Source organism: Gordonia aichiensis, assembly GCF_039946255.1.
GTDB classification, from domain to species: domain Bacteria; phylum Actinomycetota; class Actinomycetes; order Mycobacteriales; family Mycobacteriaceae; genus Gordonia; species Gordonia aichiensis_A.
The window spans coordinates 142,748-159,920 of the sequence record NZ_JBCDWL010000009.1 but is presented as its reverse complement, the minus strand read 5'-3'; the positions used below and the strand labels follow the sequence as shown (position 1 = coordinate 159,920).

Annotated in this window: 15 protein-coding genes and 1 tRNA gene; all 16 read right to left on the bottom strand. The window is 69.4% G+C overall.

Annotated features, from left to right (window positions below; translation table 11 throughout):
* Positions 1-494: 494 nt before the first annotated feature.
* Complete coding sequence (locus tag AAFO60_RS12815) at positions 495-1,559, bottom strand: isocitrate/isopropylmalate dehydrogenase family protein (RefSeq protein WP_347956585.1); 1,065 nt, start codon at positions 1,557-1,559, stop codon at positions 495-497.
* Positions 1,556-2,158 (bottom strand): SPOR domain-containing protein, encoded by a 603-nt coding sequence (locus tag AAFO60_RS12810; RefSeq protein WP_347956584.1) that lies wholly within the window; start codon positions 2,156-2,158, stop codon positions 1,556-1,558. Before AAFO60_RS12810 ends, AAFO60_RS12815 begins: the two co-directional genes overlap by 4 nt.
* A 41-nt stretch (positions 2,159-2,199) precedes the next feature.
* The gene (gene polA / locus AAFO60_RS12805) at positions 2,200-4,899 is read right to left on the bottom strand and encodes a DNA polymerase I (RefSeq protein ID WP_347956597.1); all 2,700 of its coding nucleotides are present in this window, start codon (positions 4,897-4,899) and stop codon (positions 2,200-2,202) included.
* 214 nt (positions 4,900-5,113) lie between these two features.
* Positions 5,114-5,716, bottom strand: coding sequence for an ANTAR domain-containing response regulator (locus AAFO60_RS12800; RefSeq protein ID WP_347956583.1), 603 nt, complete (start codon positions 5,714-5,716; stop codon positions 5,114-5,116).
* 53 nt (positions 5,717-5,769) lie between these two features.
* Positions 5,770-5,851, bottom strand: a tRNA-Leu gene (locus tag AAFO60_RS12795).
* Between the two features lie 150 nt (positions 5,852-6,001).
* The gene (locus tag AAFO60_RS12790; RefSeq protein WP_347956582.1) at positions 6,002-6,511 is read right to left on the bottom strand and encodes a hypothetical protein; all 510 of its coding nucleotides are present in this window, start codon (positions 6,509-6,511) and stop codon (positions 6,002-6,004) included.
* 10 nt (positions 6,512-6,521) lie between these two features.
* Positions 6,522-7,421: an acyl-CoA thioesterase gene (locus AAFO60_RS12785; protein WP_347956581.1), complete on the bottom strand. Its 900-nt coding sequence runs from the start codon at positions 7,419-7,421 to the stop codon at positions 6,522-6,524.
* A gap of 56 nt (positions 7,422-7,477) precedes the next feature.
* Positions 7,478-8,911 carry a pyruvate kinase gene (gene pyk, locus AAFO60_RS12780; protein ID WP_347956580.1) on the bottom strand — a complete coding sequence of 478 codons (1,434 nt, stop codon included), beginning with the start codon at positions 8,909-8,911 and terminating at the stop codon, positions 7,478-7,480.
* 113 nt (positions 8,912-9,024) lie between these two features.
* Complete coding sequence (lgt, locus tag AAFO60_RS12775) at positions 9,025-10,941, bottom strand: prolipoprotein diacylglyceryl transferase (RefSeq protein WP_432211710.1); 1,917 nt, start codon at positions 10,939-10,941, stop codon at positions 9,025-9,027.
* A 63-nt stretch (positions 10,942-11,004) separates the two neighbouring features.
* Complete coding sequence (trpA, locus tag AAFO60_RS12770; RefSeq protein WP_347956578.1) at positions 11,005-11,811, bottom strand: tryptophan synthase subunit alpha; 807 nt, start codon at positions 11,809-11,811, stop codon at positions 11,005-11,007.
* Complete coding sequence (trpB, locus tag AAFO60_RS12765) at positions 11,808-13,172, bottom strand: tryptophan synthase subunit beta (protein ID WP_424310415.1); 1,365 nt, start codon at positions 13,170-13,172, stop codon at positions 11,808-11,810. Before trpB ends, trpA begins: the two co-directional genes overlap by 4 nt.
* Before the next feature lie 110 nt (positions 13,173-13,282).
* Positions 13,283-14,101, bottom strand: a complete 819-nt coding sequence (gene trpC / locus AAFO60_RS12760) for an indole-3-glycerol phosphate synthase TrpC (protein WP_347956576.1) — start codon at positions 14,099-14,101, stop codon at positions 13,283-13,285.
* Positions 14,102-14,229: 128 nt separating this feature from the next.
* A complete protein-coding gene (locus AAFO60_RS12755) occupies positions 14,230-14,931 on the bottom strand; it encodes a TIGR02234 family membrane protein (protein ID WP_347956575.1) in 702 nt (233 codons plus the stop codon).
* Positions 14,928-16,502 (bottom strand): anthranilate synthase component I, encoded by a 1,575-nt coding sequence (locus AAFO60_RS12750; protein ID WP_347956574.1) that lies wholly within the window; start codon positions 16,500-16,502, stop codon positions 14,928-14,930. The genes AAFO60_RS12755 and AAFO60_RS12750 overlap by 4 nt, the downstream gene beginning before the upstream one ends.
* A 69-nt stretch (positions 16,503-16,571) precedes the next feature.
* Positions 16,572-16,751 carry a tautomerase family protein gene (locus tag AAFO60_RS12745; protein ID WP_006895384.1) on the bottom strand — a complete coding sequence of 60 codons (180 nt, stop codon included), beginning with the start codon at positions 16,749-16,751 and terminating at the stop codon, positions 16,572-16,574.
* 4 nt (positions 16,752-16,755) lie between these two features.
* On the bottom strand, positions 16,756-17,130 hold the full coding sequence (gene hisI, locus AAFO60_RS12740) for a phosphoribosyl-AMP cyclohydrolase (protein ID WP_347956573.1): 375 nt from the start codon (positions 17,128-17,130) through the stop codon (positions 16,756-16,758).
* Between the last annotated feature and the right edge of the window lie 43 nt (positions 17,131-17,173).

The following is a 17,173-nucleotide window of genomic DNA, read 5'->3' as shown; positions in this document are numbered from 1 at the left end:
CGAGCTGACAAGTCGAGACGAAGCCCACCATGATGGCCGCACATACGACACCAGTCCCACTCGGACAAGGAGCTAGAACCAAGCCTTCCAGCTAGCACCAGACCAGCCAATACCCATTAGAGATACGTCGCCTCGCTGCGCTCGGTGACTACTCGACCACCCTGGAAGGCACACTCGGTGACGCACGACCGGACTGAGGACCAGCGACCCGACACAGGGTCTCGATACGTCGCCTCGCTGCGCTCGGTGACTACTCGACCACCCTGGAAGGCACGCTCAGTGACTACTCGACCACCCTGGGAGGCGCGCTCGGTGACCGCACAACCGGCCTGGGGCCACGCTCGGTGACCGCACGACCGGCCTGGGCGGACGCTCGGCGACCACACGACCACCCTGGGCGGACGCTCGGCGACCACACGACCGCCTGGGGCCACCCCAGGCTGATCGAGTAGTCCGCGAACGGAGTGAGCGAACGTATCGAGATCCCCGGACGCTCAGCCGACGTGCGCGCGGACCGCCTCACCGAAGGCCCGGGTGCCTGCGGTGCCCCCGAGGTCGGCGGTCGCGGTGCCGTCGGCGAGGACGTGGGCCACGGCGCCCTCGATCGCGTCGGCGGCGGCGTCGACGCGCGTGTCACCGGTGCGGCGGGCGTGCCACCGCAGCAGCATCGCCACCGAGACGATCATCGCGACCGGATTGGCCACGTCGAGGCCGGCGATGTCGGGGGCGGCGCCGTGCACCGCCTGCGCCATCGCCTGGGTGGCCGAGGCGTTGATCGACGGCGCCAGCCCCAGCGAACCCGACAGTTCGCCCGCCAGGTCGGACAGGATGTCGCCGAACAGGTTCTCGGTGACGATGACGTCGAAGTCGGCCGGCCTGCGCACCAGGTGCGCCGCCATCGCATCGACGTACTGTTCGTCGACGCGCACGTCGGGGTAGCGCTGCGCGACTTCGAGGCACGCATCGCGGAACAATCCGGTGCTCAGTCGCAGCACGTTCGCCTTGTGCACGATCGTGACGTGCCCGCGCCGTCGCCGCGCCGCCTCGAAGGCCTCCACGGCGATCCGTTCGGACGCGGCGCGGGTGATCACGCCGACGGCCATCGCCACATCGGGGGTCGGCATGAACTCGCCGCTGCCGATGGTCATGTTGCGGTCGGCGTACAGTCCCTCACTGTTCTCGCGCACGATCAACAGGTCGATGTCGGCCGCGACGGCCTCCACTCCGCTCAGCGCGCGGGCCGGCCGGAGGTTGGCGTACAGACCGAACTGCTTGCGCAGCACCGCGCCCGGCGCGGGACTGCGCAGATGCGGCGGATACGAGGCGCTGTGATGCGGTCCGACGACCCACAGCTCGAAGTCCTCCAGTGCATTGAGCGTCGCATCGGGCAGCGGCCCGCCGTCGGCGTCGATGGCCGCCGCACCGAAGTCCAACTCGGTCGCCTCGATCGTCAGGCCCTGCACGGACAGCGCCCGCTCGGCCACCGCCATCGCGACCGGCACCACCTCGGGCCCGATTCCGTCGCCTCGAAGAACCGCGATCGGCAGTGTGTCGGTCATTCTCCACTCCTCACATAGCAGGCGCCCTCGGCGAATTGAGCGCACACCTGGGCCGCTTCGGCCCGCGACGCCGCGGCTCGAACGACGACGTACCTCGTCGACAGGCTCAGCGTCGATCCGGGCAGGATGATCCCGCCGTAGTGGCGGGCCGCTTCCGCCTGCGCATTGCCGTAGTCGTTGAACGCCCCGAACTGCGCATACCAGGTGCCTGCCGTCACGTGTTCGGTCGCAGTCGGGTTCTGCCCAGTCGGGTTCTGCCCGGCCGGGTTCTGCCCAGCCGGGGTCTGCCCAGCCGGGTTCTGCCCAGTCGGGGTCTGCACGGTCTGGCTATCGGGCGACGGGGCTTGCGGCGGCAGTCCGGGTGCCGAGACGACGACGGCTTCACGCGCCGGCGCCGCCGCGGCGTCGTCGTGCATCAGCAGCCAGACCAGCAGGCCACCCAGCCCGAGGACGAGGACGCTCATCGCCGAGACGGCGATCAACAGCCAGTGCGTGCGGCCGGCCGGCCGCTGCGGGTGCAGCGGTGGGGGCGGGGGCGGCGGCAAGGGCAGCGGTTCGCCGTGCAGGGTCGGCGCGCGGCCGAACTCATCGTCGCTCATCGTCGCCTCCTCCCCGGCTCGGCGCGGTCGGGTGGGTCCCGTCAGTGCGCAGCATCGTCCCAACTGCGACCGTAGCCGACCGAGACCTCCAGCGGCACAGACAGTTCGATTGCGCTGCCCATCTCCTCGCGCACCAGCTTCTCGACCTGTTCGCGCTCCCCGGCGGCGATCTCCAGGACCAGTTCGTCGTGCACCTGCAGCAGCATCCGCGACGACAGTTGCTCGGCGCGCAGGCGGTTCTGCACGTTGATCATCGCCACCTTGATGATGTCGGCGGCGGTCCCCTGGATCGGCGCGTTGAGCGCCATCCGTTCGGCGGACTGACGTCGCTGGAAGTTGTCGGAGTTCAAGTCGGGCAGGTACCGGCGACGGCCGAAGAGCGTCGCGGTGTACTCGTTGCGCCGCGCCTCCTCGACCACGTGATGGAGGTAGTCGCGCACGCCGCCGAAGCGGTCGAAGTACTGCTCCATCTGCTGCTTGGCCTCTTCGCGGCTGATGCCGAGCTGAGCGGCCAGCCCGTACGCCGACAGACCGTAGGCCAGACCGTACGACATCGCCTTGACCCGCGAACGCATCTGCGCGTCCACCTGGTCGACCGGCACGCCGAAGGCCCGCGAGCCGACGAAGTTGTGCAGGTCCTCGCCGGTGTTGAAGGCTTCGATCAAGCCCTCGTCGCCCGACAGGTGTGCCATGATCCGCATCTCGATCTGCGAGTAGTCCGCGGTCATCAGGGTCTCGAACTGCACGCCGGCGCCACCGGACTCGCTCACCACCGCTCCCGGCGCCACCACGAAGGCGTGGCGGATCTGCCTGCCGGCCTCGGTGCGGACGGGGATGTTCTGCAGGTTGGGCTCGGTCGACGAGAGCCGCCCGGTGGCGGCGACGGTCTGGTTGAACGTGGTGTGGATCCGCTGGTCGTCGGCGATCGTCTTCTGCAGGCCTTCGACGGTGACGCGCAGCCGGGTGGCGTCCCGGTGCTCGAGCAGGTGCTTCAGGAAGGGATGCTCGGTCTTCTCGTACAGCGAGGTGAGCGCATCGGCGTCGGTGGTGTAGCCGGTCTTGGTCTTCTTCGTCTTCGGCATGTCGAGCTTGTCGAACAGCACGGCCTGCAGCTGTTTGGGCGAGCCGAGGTTCACCTGTTCACCGATGACCTCGTAGGCGGCCTCGGCCGCATCGCGCACACGCTGCGCGAACTCCGATTCCAGCGCGTCGAGGTGCTCGACGTCGACGGCGATTCCCGCCGCCTCCAGGTCGGCGAGCACGAAGGCCAGCGGCAGTTCCATGTCCGTGAGCAGCGCCGAGGAGTCGATGCGGGCCAGTTCGGTGTCGAGGGTGTCCGCGAGTTCGGCCACCGCCTGCGCCGACAGCATCAGCTGGTCGGCGGCCCGCTGGACGTCGGCGTCGTCGTCGAGCAGCGAGAGCTGACCGTCGTCGCCGCCCGGCTCGTCGGCCTTCAGCTCGCGCCGCAGGTAGCGCAGCGTGAGGTCGTCGAGGTTGAAACTGCGCTGCCCGGGCCGCACGAGATAGGCGGCGAGCGCGGTGTCGGAGGTGACGCCGGCGAGCGTCCACCCGCGTCCGTGCAGCGCGTGCAGCGCCCACTTGACCTCGTGCACCGCCTTCGGCTTGGCCGGATCGGCCAGCCACTGTCCGAGTGCGGCGTCGTCGTCGGCACTCAGCTCGGTCGGATCGACGAAGGCGGCCTCGCCGTCGGCGGCGCCGATCGCCAGGTACTCGACGTCGCTGCCGACCACCCGGCGGGGCGCGGTCACGGCCAGCCCGCTGCGCCCGGACGCGGCGTGCTCGGCGAGCCACGCGCCGACCTCCCCGGAGCCGAGGCGGGTGCCGCGCAGGTCGAATCCAGAGTCCGCCTCCGGCTCGACGGAGGTCAGCGTGGAGAAGAGGCGATCGCGGAGCACCTTGAACTCGAGGTCGTCGAACAGCTTGTGGATGCGATCGCGATCCCACGCGTGCAGAGCCAGTTCGTCGGGGCCGGCCGGCAGGTCCATCGTTCGGATCATCTCGGTCAGTTCACGGTTCATCAGCACCGACGCCAGGTTGGCGCGCAGCGAGTCGCCGACCTTGCCGCGCACCTCGTCGACGCGATCGACCAGGGCCTGCAGCGAGCCGTACTCGACGATCCACTTGGTCGCCGTCTTGTCGCCGACACCGGGGATGCCCGGCAGGTTGTCGCTCTTGTCGCCGCGCAGCGCCGCGAAGTCGGGGTACTGCGCGGGCGTCAGACCGTACTTTTCCTCGACGGCCTCCGGGGTGAAGCGGGTCAGCACCGAGACGCCGGTCTTCGGGTACAGGACCGTGATGTTCTCGTTCACCAGCTGCAGCGAGTCACGGTCGCCGGTGACGACCAGGACGCGGTAGCCCGCGGCGTCGGCCTGCGTGGCGAGGGTGGCGATGATGTCGTCGGCCTCGTAGCCCTCGACCGCCATCACCGCGATGCCCATCGCCTCCAGCACCTCTTTGGTGATGTCGACCTGGCCGCGGAACTCGTCGGGCGACTTGTCGCGCTGCGCCTTGTACTCCGGGAACATCTCCGACCGGAAGGTCTTGCGCGAGACGTCGAACGCCGCGGCGATGTGCGTGGGCTCTTCGTCGCGCAGCAGGTTGATCAGCATCGACGTGAAGCCGTAGACGGCGTTGGTGCTCTGTCCGGTGTTGGTCTTGAAGTTCTCGGCGGGCAGCGCGAAGAAGGCCCGGTAGGCCAGCGAATGGCCGTCGAGGAGCATCAGCGTCGGCCGATCCCCCGCCTTCCCCTTCGTCCGGTCGCCGCCACCCGAGGTGGTCGTGGTCTGCCCTGATCTGCTCGTCGCCTGCGCTGCACTCACGCCCCCGAGTCTAGGTGGTGGCTCCGACAACGACCGACGGCGTCGGACGTCTGCCGGCAGTCCCGGTTCGGCTCACCGACGCGTCCGGCGAAGGACCTGGACAGACGCGCGGGTCTCAGCGCTCGCCGAGCGTCTCGACGACGATCTCGGCGACGGCCTTCATGGTGGCGCGCTTGTCCATCGCATTGCGCTGAATCCACCGGAACGCCTCGGGCTCGCTCAGGCCCTGCTTGTCCATCAGCAGACCTTTCGCGCGGTCGATGAGCTTGCGCGCTTCGAAACGACCGGAGAGGTCGTCGATCTCGGCCTCGAGGACCTTCAGCTCGCGGTAGCGGCTCAGCGCGACCTCGATGGCGGGCACCAGGTCGGCCTGGGTGAAGGGCTTCACCAGGTAGGCCATCGCGCCGGCGTCGCGGGCGCGTTCGACGAATTCACGCTGACTGAAGGCGGTCAGCATCACCACCGGTGCGATGCGTTTGCGGGCGATCTCGCTGGCTGCGTCGATCCCGTCGCGCACGGGCATCTTGACGTCCATGATCACCAGATCGGGTCGCAGCTGTTCGGCGAGGTCGACGGCGACCTGTCCGTTGGCGGCCTCACCGACGACGTCGTATCCCTCGTCGCGGAGCATCTCGATCAGATCCATCCGGATCAGCGAATCGTCCTCGGCGACAACGACTCTGCTCGCTGCGCGCGTCGACTGGCCGGGGTCGTTCATCGAGGCGGCTCCGATCGACTCGGCAATGCGTTGAATCCTGTGGTGACTCTGGGTGCCCCGGGCCGGACTCGAACCGGCACCTCGTTAGAGACCGCATTTTGAGTGCGGCGCGTCTGCCAATTTCGCCACCGGGGCCGGTGGTGGTGCGAGAAGTCAGTGTACTCACACCGCCCGCCGAGCCCCGAATCCGCCCCCGCGTTCGTCTGCGGGGTATCGCACCACCTGTGTTGTGCGCCCCGTGTCGCGACAGGGAGCGCAGAACGAAAGTGGTGCGACACGCGGGCGTCAGGACAGGAGCGCGCCGCCCTGCAGGGCGGCCTGTGACGCGAGCGTCCGGTACCGGTCGCCGATCTCCACGGTGTAGAGCCCGGCGACGGGGACGTTCGGCATCTGGAAGCCGACCAGGCAGATGCCGCTGCCCAGCTTTCGGAACTCATCGAGCTTCGCCGATCCGTACAGTTCGCCGGACTTCGCATCGACGATCCGGACGGGGGCACCCTGTCGCAGATCCGGCGCGAAGGGCTTCGCCCGAGAAGCGCAGTCCACCTCCACCGCCCCGGAGGCGGTGAAGTGCGCGCTCGCGTTCACCCCCTGCGCGACGGCGAAGACCGCGGCGCCGACGAACGCCGCCCCGACGACGACGCTGCCCACGCGGATTCCCGTCTTCCAGCGTCGCTGCCAGCGCTTGGGCGGCAGCGGCGGCCCCTGCGGCAGGAAGAAGCGCACGTCGGGGGCACCGGCGACCGACGCCGGAGAGCTCGTGGTGTGCTCGGTCTCGGGGTCGCTGTCCGTCATCGTCGTGACCTCAGCCGCGCGGCGGGAAGTACTTGATCAACGCTTCCTGAACCACCGAGGTGGCGAGCGTTCCGTCGCGTTTGAAGAAGCGTCCGGACCCGATTCCGCGGGAGCCGGCCGCGACCGGCGACTCGGTGGCGTAGAGCATCCACTCGTCGAACCGGAACTCGCGGTGGAACCACATCGAGTGGTTGACGGTGGCGGCGAAGAGCCGATCGATGCCCCACGAGAGGCCGTGCGTGGTGATGATCGAGTCGAGCACCGTGGTGTCCGACGAGTAGGCCATCGCTCCCACGTGCATCAGCGGATCGTCCGGCAGGACGCCGTCGGCCTTCATCCACGCCCGATTGTGGTTGAGCTTCTCCCCGGTCTCCTTCATCACCCAGGTGGGGTCGTTGGCGAACCGGATGTCGACGGGGTGCAGTGCGTTGACGAACGCCTCGATCTTGTCCTCGTAGCCCTTGAACCGGGCCTCCAACGGCGGCAGCTCCTCCGGATAGGGCACCTCCGGGATCTCGACCGCGTGCTCGAGGCCGGCCGAGTTGTCCTGGAACGCCACCAGCATGGTGAAGACGACCTCGCCGTCCTGCTTGGCGGTGACCTGCCGGTTGGCGAAGGCACGCCCGTCGCGGTAGCGGTCGATGTGGTACTCGAGCGGTTTGGAGACGTCGCCGCCGCGGATGAAGTGGGCGTGCAGGGCGTGCACGGGCGGGGCGCCCTTGGTGATCGACCGACCGGCCGCCACCACGCCCTGCCCGAGCAGCTGGCCACCGAAGGTTCGAGCCATCACCTGCTCGGGATGCCTGCCGACGAACAGGTCTTCGTCGACTCGTTCCACATCGAGCAGATCGATCAGCTCGGCGAGATCGCCGGAAGCGGTCGCCACGTCATCGGTGTTGCCGTTGGTCATCGTTCAACCCTATGTCAGCGGTGCGACCCGCAGCCGAGCCGCACCGCCGCTCGGGGTCAGTGGTCCTGCTCACCGATCCGGTGCACGTGCACGAAGTTGGTCGAGCCGATCACCGAGGCGGGTGCGCCGGCGATGATGACGACGGTGTCGCCCTTCTTGACCCGACCGTTCGCGGTCAGCACCTCGTCGACCTGATCGATCATCGAGTCGGTGTGCTCCTTGCGCGAGACCAGGTGCGAGTCGACACCCCAGCTGACGGCGAGCTGCCGATGGGTGTCCTCGGTCGCGGTGAAACCGAGCAGCGGCACCCGCGAGTGCAGGCGGGCCACGCGGCGCACGGTGTCGCCGGACTCGGTGAACGCGATGATCGCGGCGGCACCCAGCCGCTCGGCGATGTCGCGCGCGGCGTAGGTGACGACGCCGCGCCGGGTGCGGGGCACGTGCTTGAGCGGCGGCACGTCGCGCGTGCCGTTCTCCACGGCCGACACGATGCGGCTCATGGTCCGCACCGTCTCGTGCGGGTACTTGCCGACGGAGGTCTCGCCCGACAGCATCACCGCGTCGGCGCCGTCGAGAACGGCGTTGGCGACGTCGGACGCCTCGGCGCGGGTGGGTCGGGAGTTCTCGATCATCGAGTCGAGCATCTGCGTGGCGACGATGACCGGCTTGGCGTTCTCGCGCGCCATCTGGATGGCCCGCTTCTGCACCAGCGGCACCTCTTCCAGCGGCATCTCGACGCCGAGGTCGCCGCGCGCGACCATGATCGCGTCGAAGGCCAGGATCACCGCTTCGAGGTTGTCGATGGCCTCCGGCTTCTCCAGCTTGGCGACCACCGGGACGCGGCGGCCGACCCGATCCATGACCGCGTGCACGAGTTCGATGTCGGCGGGGCTGCGGACGAACGACAGTGCGACCAGGTCGACGCCCAGTCCGAGCGCGAACTCGAGGTCGGCGATGTCCTTCTCCGACATGGCCGGCACCGAGATCTTCATGCCGGGCATCGACAGCCCCTTGTTGTTGCTGACGGTGCCGCCTTCGGTGACGGTGCACACCACGTCGTTGCCGTCGACCCGGTCGACGATGAGGCCGACCTTGCCGTCGTCGACGAGCAGCCGGTCGCCCGGCTCCGCGTCCTCGGCCAGCTTCGAGTAGGTGGTCGAGACCCGGTCGTGGTTGCCGATGACATCGTCCACGGTGATCCGCACCTGCTCACCGTCGTTCCAGTCGACGGCGCCGTTCGGGCGGCCGTTGTCCTCGAACTTTCCGAGCCGGATCTTGGGGCCCTGCAGATCGGCGAGGATGCCGACCGGCTTGCCGGTGGCCTCACTGGCCGCGCGGACGGCCTCGTAGACGCTTTGGTGATCGGCATGGGCGCCGTGGCTGAAGTTCATGCGCGCCACGTCCATCCCGCACTCGACGAGTTCGGTGATGGTGGCGAGGGTATTGGTGGCAGGACCGAGGGTGCAGACGATTTTCGTACGACGAGTCACTCCATAAGGCTAGCCGTCTGGCCGTGGCATGTCGCCTCAGTCTCAATCCCCGCTGGCTGCGGGACCACCCACCGTTTTCCGACTCTTCGGTAACCTGCCGGGAACGGCGACCGTCAGTCCTTGTCGTCGGCGCGGCGGATCTCGATCGCGCCCGCCGATCCACCCGGATTCTCCTCGATGATCGTGATGCCGGACAGCTCCTCGTCGTCGGCGGGGACGATCGTGTACCCCTGGGCCGACACCGAATCGGTGATCGACGGTTCGCGTCCCGGGATCACCCGGCCGGTCGGTTCGACGGCCGGGGTCCCGGACTCCTCGGCGGACTCCTCTGCGGAGGTCTCGCTCTGATCGGGTTCAGCTTGCTCGTCGACCGCGGCCGCTGCGTCCTCGGACTCATCGGTCTCCGGTGCCGCGTTCGCCGGCTCGCCGCCCTCAGGCCCTGCGGACTCCGCAGGCTCTGCCTCGGTCGGCCCCGCATCGGTCGATGCGACTTCAGTCGGCCCTGCTTCAGTCGGCCCTGCGTCGCCCGGCACTTCTTCGGTCGATGCCTGCGCGGTCGGCTCGGATTCGTCCTCGTCGGCCGCGAGCACCTCTGTTGCGACGGCCGGCTCTGCATTCTCGGTCTCGGGCTCGGGCTCCGCCTCAGAAGCGGTCTCCGATCCGGATTCCGACGCCGATTCCGACTCAGACTCAGACTCAGACTCGGCTGGTTCCCCCAGGTCCGAATCCTCCTCGGCGAACAGTGCAGCCCGGGTCGCGGCCACCTCGAACTCCGGCTCGGCCGCTTCCGGTTCAGCAGGCTCCGAAGCGGCGTCGTCCGACGTGTCACTCTCGGGCCGTGCCCATGTCGAGTCGGCTGTTACCGAGTCGGCCGCCGATCCCGAGTCAGCCGGTTCAGCGTCCGCGGCCTCACCAGCGGCTTCGGAAGCGTCCCCCTCCGGCACCGTCGCCGCTGCGGTAGCTGCCGCCGCGCCCGCCGCCGCTGCCGCAGCGGTGCCCTCGACCTCGTCACGATCGACCGCACCGCGGTCGCCCTCGTCCCCGCCCTCGCCCTCGTCGGCGTCCTCCTCCGGTACCTCGGGGGTCACATACCCGGTGGCTCCCTCGGCGGCGAGTTCCTCGGCGCGGTCGGGCCAGTACATCGTCAGACCGGTCTCGCGGCCCTTCGGCGCCATCACCACGTACAGCGCGGCGCAGAGGAAGACGATCGCGGCGGTGAAGACGTTGATGCGGACGCCGAAGATGTGTGTCGCGAAGTCGTCGCGCATCAATTCGACGCCGAACCGGCCGACGCAGTAGCCCGCGACGTACATCGCGAAGAGCCTGCCGTGACCGATGCGGAAGCGGCGGTCGATGAGCACCAGGGCGATCACGACGAGGACGTTCCAGATCATCTCGTACAGGAACGTCGGATGCACCACCGCGTAGACGTGTCCGGTGGACACGCCGTCGATCAGCTTGTAGGAGACGATGCCGTTGGCGTCGACGCGGTCGTAGATCTCCAGCCCCCACGGCACGGTGGTCGGGCGACCGAAGAGCTCCTGGTTGAAGTAGTTGCCGAAGCGGCCGATGGCCTGCGCCAGCAGGATGGCCGGTGCCAGCGCGTCGCCGAAGGGAGGCAGCTTGATGCCCATGTTCCGCGCACCGATCCAGGCACCGACGGCACCCAGTGCCACCGCTCCCCAGATGCCTAGTCCGCCGTCCCAGATCCGGAACGCTCCGCCGAGCCCCTTTCCACCGGGACCGAAGTACGTGTTCCAGTCGGTGAGGACGTGGTACAGACGTCCGCCGACCAGGCCGAAGGGCACCGCCCACAGGGCGACGTCGATGACCTCGCCGGGCTGCCCGCCGCGCGCCCGCCAGCGTCGGCTGCCCCACCAGACGGCGACGATGATGCCGACGATGATGCAGAGGGCGTAGGCGCGAATCGGCACGGGCCCGAGATGCCACACTCCTTGCGAGGGGCTCGGGATGTACGCGAGGACGGTTCCGTCATTCACAGCTGCCACAGTATCTTGCAACCGCGCCATGATCTTCCCCGGACCTCACGGCGCCGACCGGCGGCCGCGGCGGGTGCGCCGCGGCCGGCTGTCTCAGCTACGGGCGCGGCGCACGCCTGCGGCGAGGTCGGAGACCAGTTCGGCCACCGCGGCCTGTCCTCGATCGACCGCCGAGACGATCGCCGATCCGACGATGACGCCGTCGGCGTATGCACCGATCTCCGCGGCCTGGTCGCCGTCCCGGACACCGAGGCCGACACCGATCGGGATGTCGGAGTATTCACGGACGCGGGCGCACAGTTCCGGCGCCGCATTCGACACCGAGCTCCGTGCACCCGTCACACCCATCGTCGAGGCCGCGTACACGAAGCCGCGGCACGCGTCGACGGTCAGGGCGATCCGTTCCGGCGTGGACGACGGCGCGACCAGATAGATCCGGTCGATGTCGTGGGCGTCGGAGGCGGCATGCCATTCGGTGCCCTCCTCCGGGATCAGGTTGGGCGTGATCAGGCCCGCGCCACCGGCTGCCGAGAGGTCCCGGGCGAAGGCGTCGACGCCGTACTTCAGGATCAGGTTCCAGTAGCTCATCACCACCGGCTGGGCGCCGGCCTCGGCGATCGCCTCGGCGGCGACCATCACGTCGCGGACCCGGGTGCCGCCGGCGATGGCCTTCTCGGCGGCTCGCGCGATGGTCGGTCCGTCCATCACCGGGTCGGAGTACGGGACACCGATCTCGACGATGTCGCAGCCGGCCTCGACCATGGTCCGCACCGTCGTCACCGAGGTCTCGAGGTCGGGGTAGCCGACCGGGAAGTAGCCGATGAGCGCGGCGCGGTTCTCGGCCCGGCAGGCGGCGAAGGTGTCGCCGAGGCGCGACGCGGGTGCGGTGTGGACGCTCACTGGTTCTTCTCCCCTGCGCTGTTCTCGTCTGCGCTCGGCTCGGCTGCGTTCTGCTCGGCTGCGTTCTTCGCGCCTGCCGCCAGTCGGGCGGCGTACTCGGTCTCTGACGGCGGCTTGTCGTACAGGCCGAACCAGTGGGCGGCGGTGTCGACGTCCTTGTCTCCGCGACCGGACAGGTTCACCACGATCACGGCGCCCTCCCCCAGCTCGCGCCCGAGCTTCAGCGCGCCGGCGACGGCGTGCGCCGACTCGATCGCGGGGATGATGCCCTCCTTGTGCGAGAGCAGGGCCAGCGCCTCCATCGCCTCGCTGTCGGTGACCGGACGGTACTCGGCCCGCCCGATCGACAGCAGGTAGGCGTGCTCGGGTCCCACGCCCGGATAGTCCAGGCCCGCCGAGATCGAGTGCGATTCGATGGTCTGACCGTCGTCGTCCTGCAGCAGGTACGAGTAGGCGCCCTGGAAGGCGCCGGGGCTGCCGCCGGCGAAGGTCGCCGCATGCCTGCCGGTCTCGACGCCGTCGCCGCCGGCCTCGAAGCCCACCATCCGGACGCTCTCGTCGTCGAGGAACGGGTGGAACATGCCGATCGCGTTGGATCCGCCGCCGACGCACGCGGTCACCGCGTCGGGCAGGCGGCCGATCCTCTCCAGGATCTGCACCCGGGTCTCCATGCCGATGATCCGCTGGAAGTCGCGCACCATCATCGGGAACGGATGCGGTCCGGCGGCGGTGCCGAAGCAGTAGTAGGTGTTGTCGGCGTTGGTGACCCAGTCGCGAAGCGCCTCGTTGATCGCGTCCTTGAGGGTGGCCGAACCGGTCTCGACGGCGACGACGGTGGCGCCCAGCAGCCGCATCCGGGCGACGTTGAGCGCCTGCCGCTCGGTGTCGACGCGGCCCATGTAGACGAGGCATTCGAGCCCGAGCAGCGCGCAGGCGGTGGCCGTGGCGACGCCGTGCTGGCCGGCGCCGGTCTCGGCGATGATGCGTGTCTTGCCCATCTTCTTCGCCAGCAGCGCCTGGCCGAGCACATTGTTGATCTTGTGCGAACCGGTGTGGTTGAGATCCTCGCGCTTGAGGAACAGGCGGGCACCGCCGGCCTCGGCACTCATCCGCTCGGCCTCGTAGAGCGGCGACGGACGACCCGTGTAGTCGCGCTGCAGACGGTCGAGTTCGGCGAGGAAGTCGTTGTCGGCGCGCAGCTTCTCGTAGGTGGCGGTGACCTCCTCGATCACCGCCATGAGCGCCTCGGGAACGTGCCGGCCACCGAAGTCGCCCCAGTGCCCCAACTCGTCGGGCCCGATCGGGTGGACGTTGCTGACGCCGTCGCTGGCGTGTGGGAATTCTTCGGGATTCGCGGTCACGTTCTTCAGTATCCTCATCGTGTCGTGCGGGCGGCAAGTCAATTACCGACGGCCTCGATCCCCCTGCGGCACAGGCGGATCGAGGTTTCGAGAGTCGGTTCGGGCGCGGGTCAGCGGGACGGCTTGGGGCACGACGGGTGCGCCCCGGCCGCCACCAGGTCGGCGACCGCCAGACGCGGATCACCGCTCGTCACGACGCCCTCGCCGACGAGGATCGCGTCGGCGCCGGCACCGGCGTACGCGAGCAGGTCGGCCGGTCCGCGGACACCCGATTCGGCGACCTTGATGACGCTCGACGGCAGGCCCGGCGCGATGCGGGCGAAGCTGTCGCGGTCGACCGTGAGGGTCTTCAGGTTGCGGGCGTTGACGCCGACGACCTTGGCGCCGGCCTCCAGCGCGCGGTCGGCCTCCTCCTCGGTGTGCACCTCGACCAGCGCGGTCATGCCGAGCGACTCGGTGCGGTCGAGCAGCGAGGCGAGGACCGGCTGCTCCAGGGCGGCGACGATCAGCAGGATGACGTCGGCGCCGTGCGCGCGGGCCTCGTGGATCTGGTACGGCCCGACGATGAAGTCCTTGCGCAGGATCGGGATGTCGATCGCGGCGCGGACGGCGTCGAGGTCGGCGAGCGAGCCGCCGAATCGTCGTTCCTCGGTGAGGACGCTGACGATCCGCGCGCCGCCGTCCTCATACGCCTTCGCCAGGTCGGCGGGATCCGGGATGTTCGCCAGCACGCCCTTCGACGGGCTCGATCGCTTCACTTCGGCGATCACGGCGATGTCGGACTGGCTCAGCGCGGCCATCGCGTCGCGCGGTCCCGGCGCTGCGGCCGCGGCCTTCTTCACGGCGGCGAGGTCGAGCACCGCTTCGCGCGCCGCGACGTCAGCCTTGACACCCTCGATGATCGAATCGAGCACTGACTGATTGCTCACGGCTATCGGCCCCTTTCACTGCTTGTCATCAAGAGTAGGCACGAGCGTTCCCGCGCGGGAGTCCGGGGTCACTTCGACGCGGTCGGCGACGATCGCGGCACCCGGTGTCGGCTCGTCCACACTCGTCCTCACTTGCGGTCGGCGTCGTCGGTCGGGTCGATTCCTTCGTCGAGCGAGTCCCACAGGAGTCGCTCGTTGGTCTCGGGCGCCGACTGCTCGCCGGTGGCGGCCGCTCGCTCCCGCTCGGCGAAGATCTGCCGTTCGAGTTCGTCGCGGCGCGCGGCCGGCGAGGAGTACTTCGAGGACATCCCGCCCTGCCGGGCCGTGCGAATCATCAGGACGGCGCCGACGATCGCGCAGATCGCCGCGGCGATGACCAGGTATCCGGGCGTCGACTCGGTCGGAATGCCGAGGACGGCCTTGCGCGTGGAGACGCCCGCCATCCGCGCGACGTAGTTGTTGTCCTGCCCCTCGGTCAGCAGCGAGACGGCCGGGAAGATCGCCAGCACGCCGCCGAGCGCGACCAGGATCGCCAGCGCACGCAGCACCCAGCCGCGCACGGCGAACGCCGCGACCACCGCGGCGGCCATCGCGATCGCGACCGGCACCAGCCACGGACTCCAGTCCGACCCGCGGACGGTCACCTCGTAGCCGGGTCCCAGGTCCTCTCCGACCAGGACCGTCGCCCACGTCATCTGCGAGGCCCCCCACAGCCCGAGGGCGGCGAGCAGGATCAGTACCGAGGAGATCGCCTGGAGCCGGCGGTTCACCGGCTGCGGGGACGATCCCGAACCGGTCGTCGTCTCGGCCGCGCCCTGCTTCTCGCTCATCGGTCCTCCTCCGACACAGTCTTCATCGTGCTTGTGGCCGACACGGGTTCCATCGTGCCTGCGGCCGCGACGGCCGCGAGTACCGCCGAGGCCTTGTTGCGGGCCTCGTTGAACTCGTATTCGGCGTCGCTGTCGGCGACGACGCCGCCGCCGGCCTGCACGTAGGCGGTCTGTCCCGACATCAGCGCGGTCCGGATGGCGATCGCGGTGTCGGCGTTGCCCGCGAAGTCCAGGTAGCCGACCACGCCGCCGTACAGGCCGCGCCGGGTGAGCTCATTGGCCTCGATCAGTTCCATCGCCCGCACCTTCGGCGCACCGGTCAGCGTGCCCGCCGGGAAGCAGGCGGCGACCGCGTCGAGGGCGTGCTTTCCCTCGCGCAGGCTGCCCGAGACCGTCGACACCAGATGCATCACGTGGCTGTAGCGCTCCACCCGACGGTAGTCGGTGACGCGGACCGAGCCCGGTTCGCAGACCCGTCCCAGATCGTTGCGGCCGAGGTCGACGAGCATCAGGTGCTCGGAGTTCTCCTTCTCGTCCTCGAGCAGCCCCTTCGCCAGCAGCTGGTCCTCCTCATCGGTGGCACCGCGCCAGCGCGTGCCCGCGATGGGGTGCGTCGTCGCGACCCGATCGGAGACCGTCACGAGCGCCTCCGGCGACGAGCCGACGATCGTGAACGACTCGCGCCCGATTCCCGGCATCTGCAGCAGGTACATGTACGGGCTCGGGTTCGACGCCCGCAGCACCCGGTACACGTCGATCGGGTCGGCGTCGGTGTCGATCTCGAATCGCATCGACGGGACCACCTGGAAGGCCTCTCCGGCCTCGATCTCACCGACGAGGCCGTCGACGATCTTCCGGTAGTCGTCGAGCGATCGCTGCGACCGGTACTCGGGGGCGGGCCGGGTGAAGGTGGAGACCGTCGACGGGTCCGGCGCGGCGAGGGCGCGCGTCATCGCATCGAGCCGGGCCACCGCGTCGTGGTAGGCCTCCTCGACCCGCTCGTCGCTGCCGTCCCAGTTGACGGCGTTGGCGATCAGCGTGATGGTGCCCTCGTGGTGGTCGAAGGCGGCGAGGTCGGCGACCAGCAGCCAACACATGTCGGGCAGGTGCAGGTCGTCGACGGTCGTCTCGGGCAGCCGCTCCAGGCGCCGCACGAAGTCGTAGGCCATGAAGCCGACGAAGCCGCCGGTCAGCGGCGGCATGTCGGCGAGGGGCTCGGTGTGCAGCAGGCGCAGGGACTCCGCCAGGGCCGCGACCGGGTCGCCGCCGACGGGGGCGCCGGCGGGCACGTCGCCCCACCAGTGGGCCTGCCCGTCGACCACCGTGAGCGCCGACCGCGTCCCGGCGCCGATGAACGACCAGCGCGACCACGACTGCCCGTTCGGCGCCGACTCGAGCAGGAAGGTCCCGTCGCTCCGCTCGGTGGGCGCGTCCGCTCCGGACCGTGCCAGCTTCCGGTACACCGACAGCGGTGTCTCCGAGTCGGCCAGCACCTTGCGCGTCACCGGGACGACGCGGTGGTCGACCGCGAGGTCCCGGAAGGTCTCCAGGGAGGTGGTCTCCGCGTTCATGCTGCTGCCCCGTTCATGCTGCTGTCCCGTTCTGCTCGCGGCCGCGCGCATCGCGGCCCGTGACGGCGGTCATCCGAGCGGTTCTCCGCCGACGCCCCAGTGCTGGCGCGGCACCTCGGTGATCGTCACCCACACCGAGTCCGGGTTCTTGCCGGTCGCCTTGGCGTACGCCTCGGTGACCGCGGCGATGGTCTCGCGCTTGACGCGGTCGGACAGACCCGGGGTCTGTGAGATCTGAATCAGCGGCATGGTCTCACCGTCCCTCGTCGTCGGACAGGCTCGACGGGACCCCGAACTCCAGGGCGTCCGTGTCGAAGCAACTGTGGCTTCCGGTGTGGCAGGCGGCGCCGACCTGGTCGACGGTCAGCAGCAGGGTGTCGCCGTCGCAGTCGACGCGGATGTCGTGCACGTACTGGGTGTGTCCGCTCGTCTCGCCCTTGACCCAGTACTGCTGCCGCGACCGCGAGTAGTAGGTGGCCTGACGGGTGGCGAGGGTGCGTTCGAGCGCTTCGTCGTCCATCCACGCCATCATCAGCACGATGCCGGTGGAGCGTTCCTGCGCGATCGCGGCGAACAAGCCGTCGTCGTTCCGTTTGAGCGATGCTGCCAGCTGTGCGGGCAACGCCATGGTCTTCCTCTTTCCGTGAATAACGCCTGTGCCGGACGGGGCT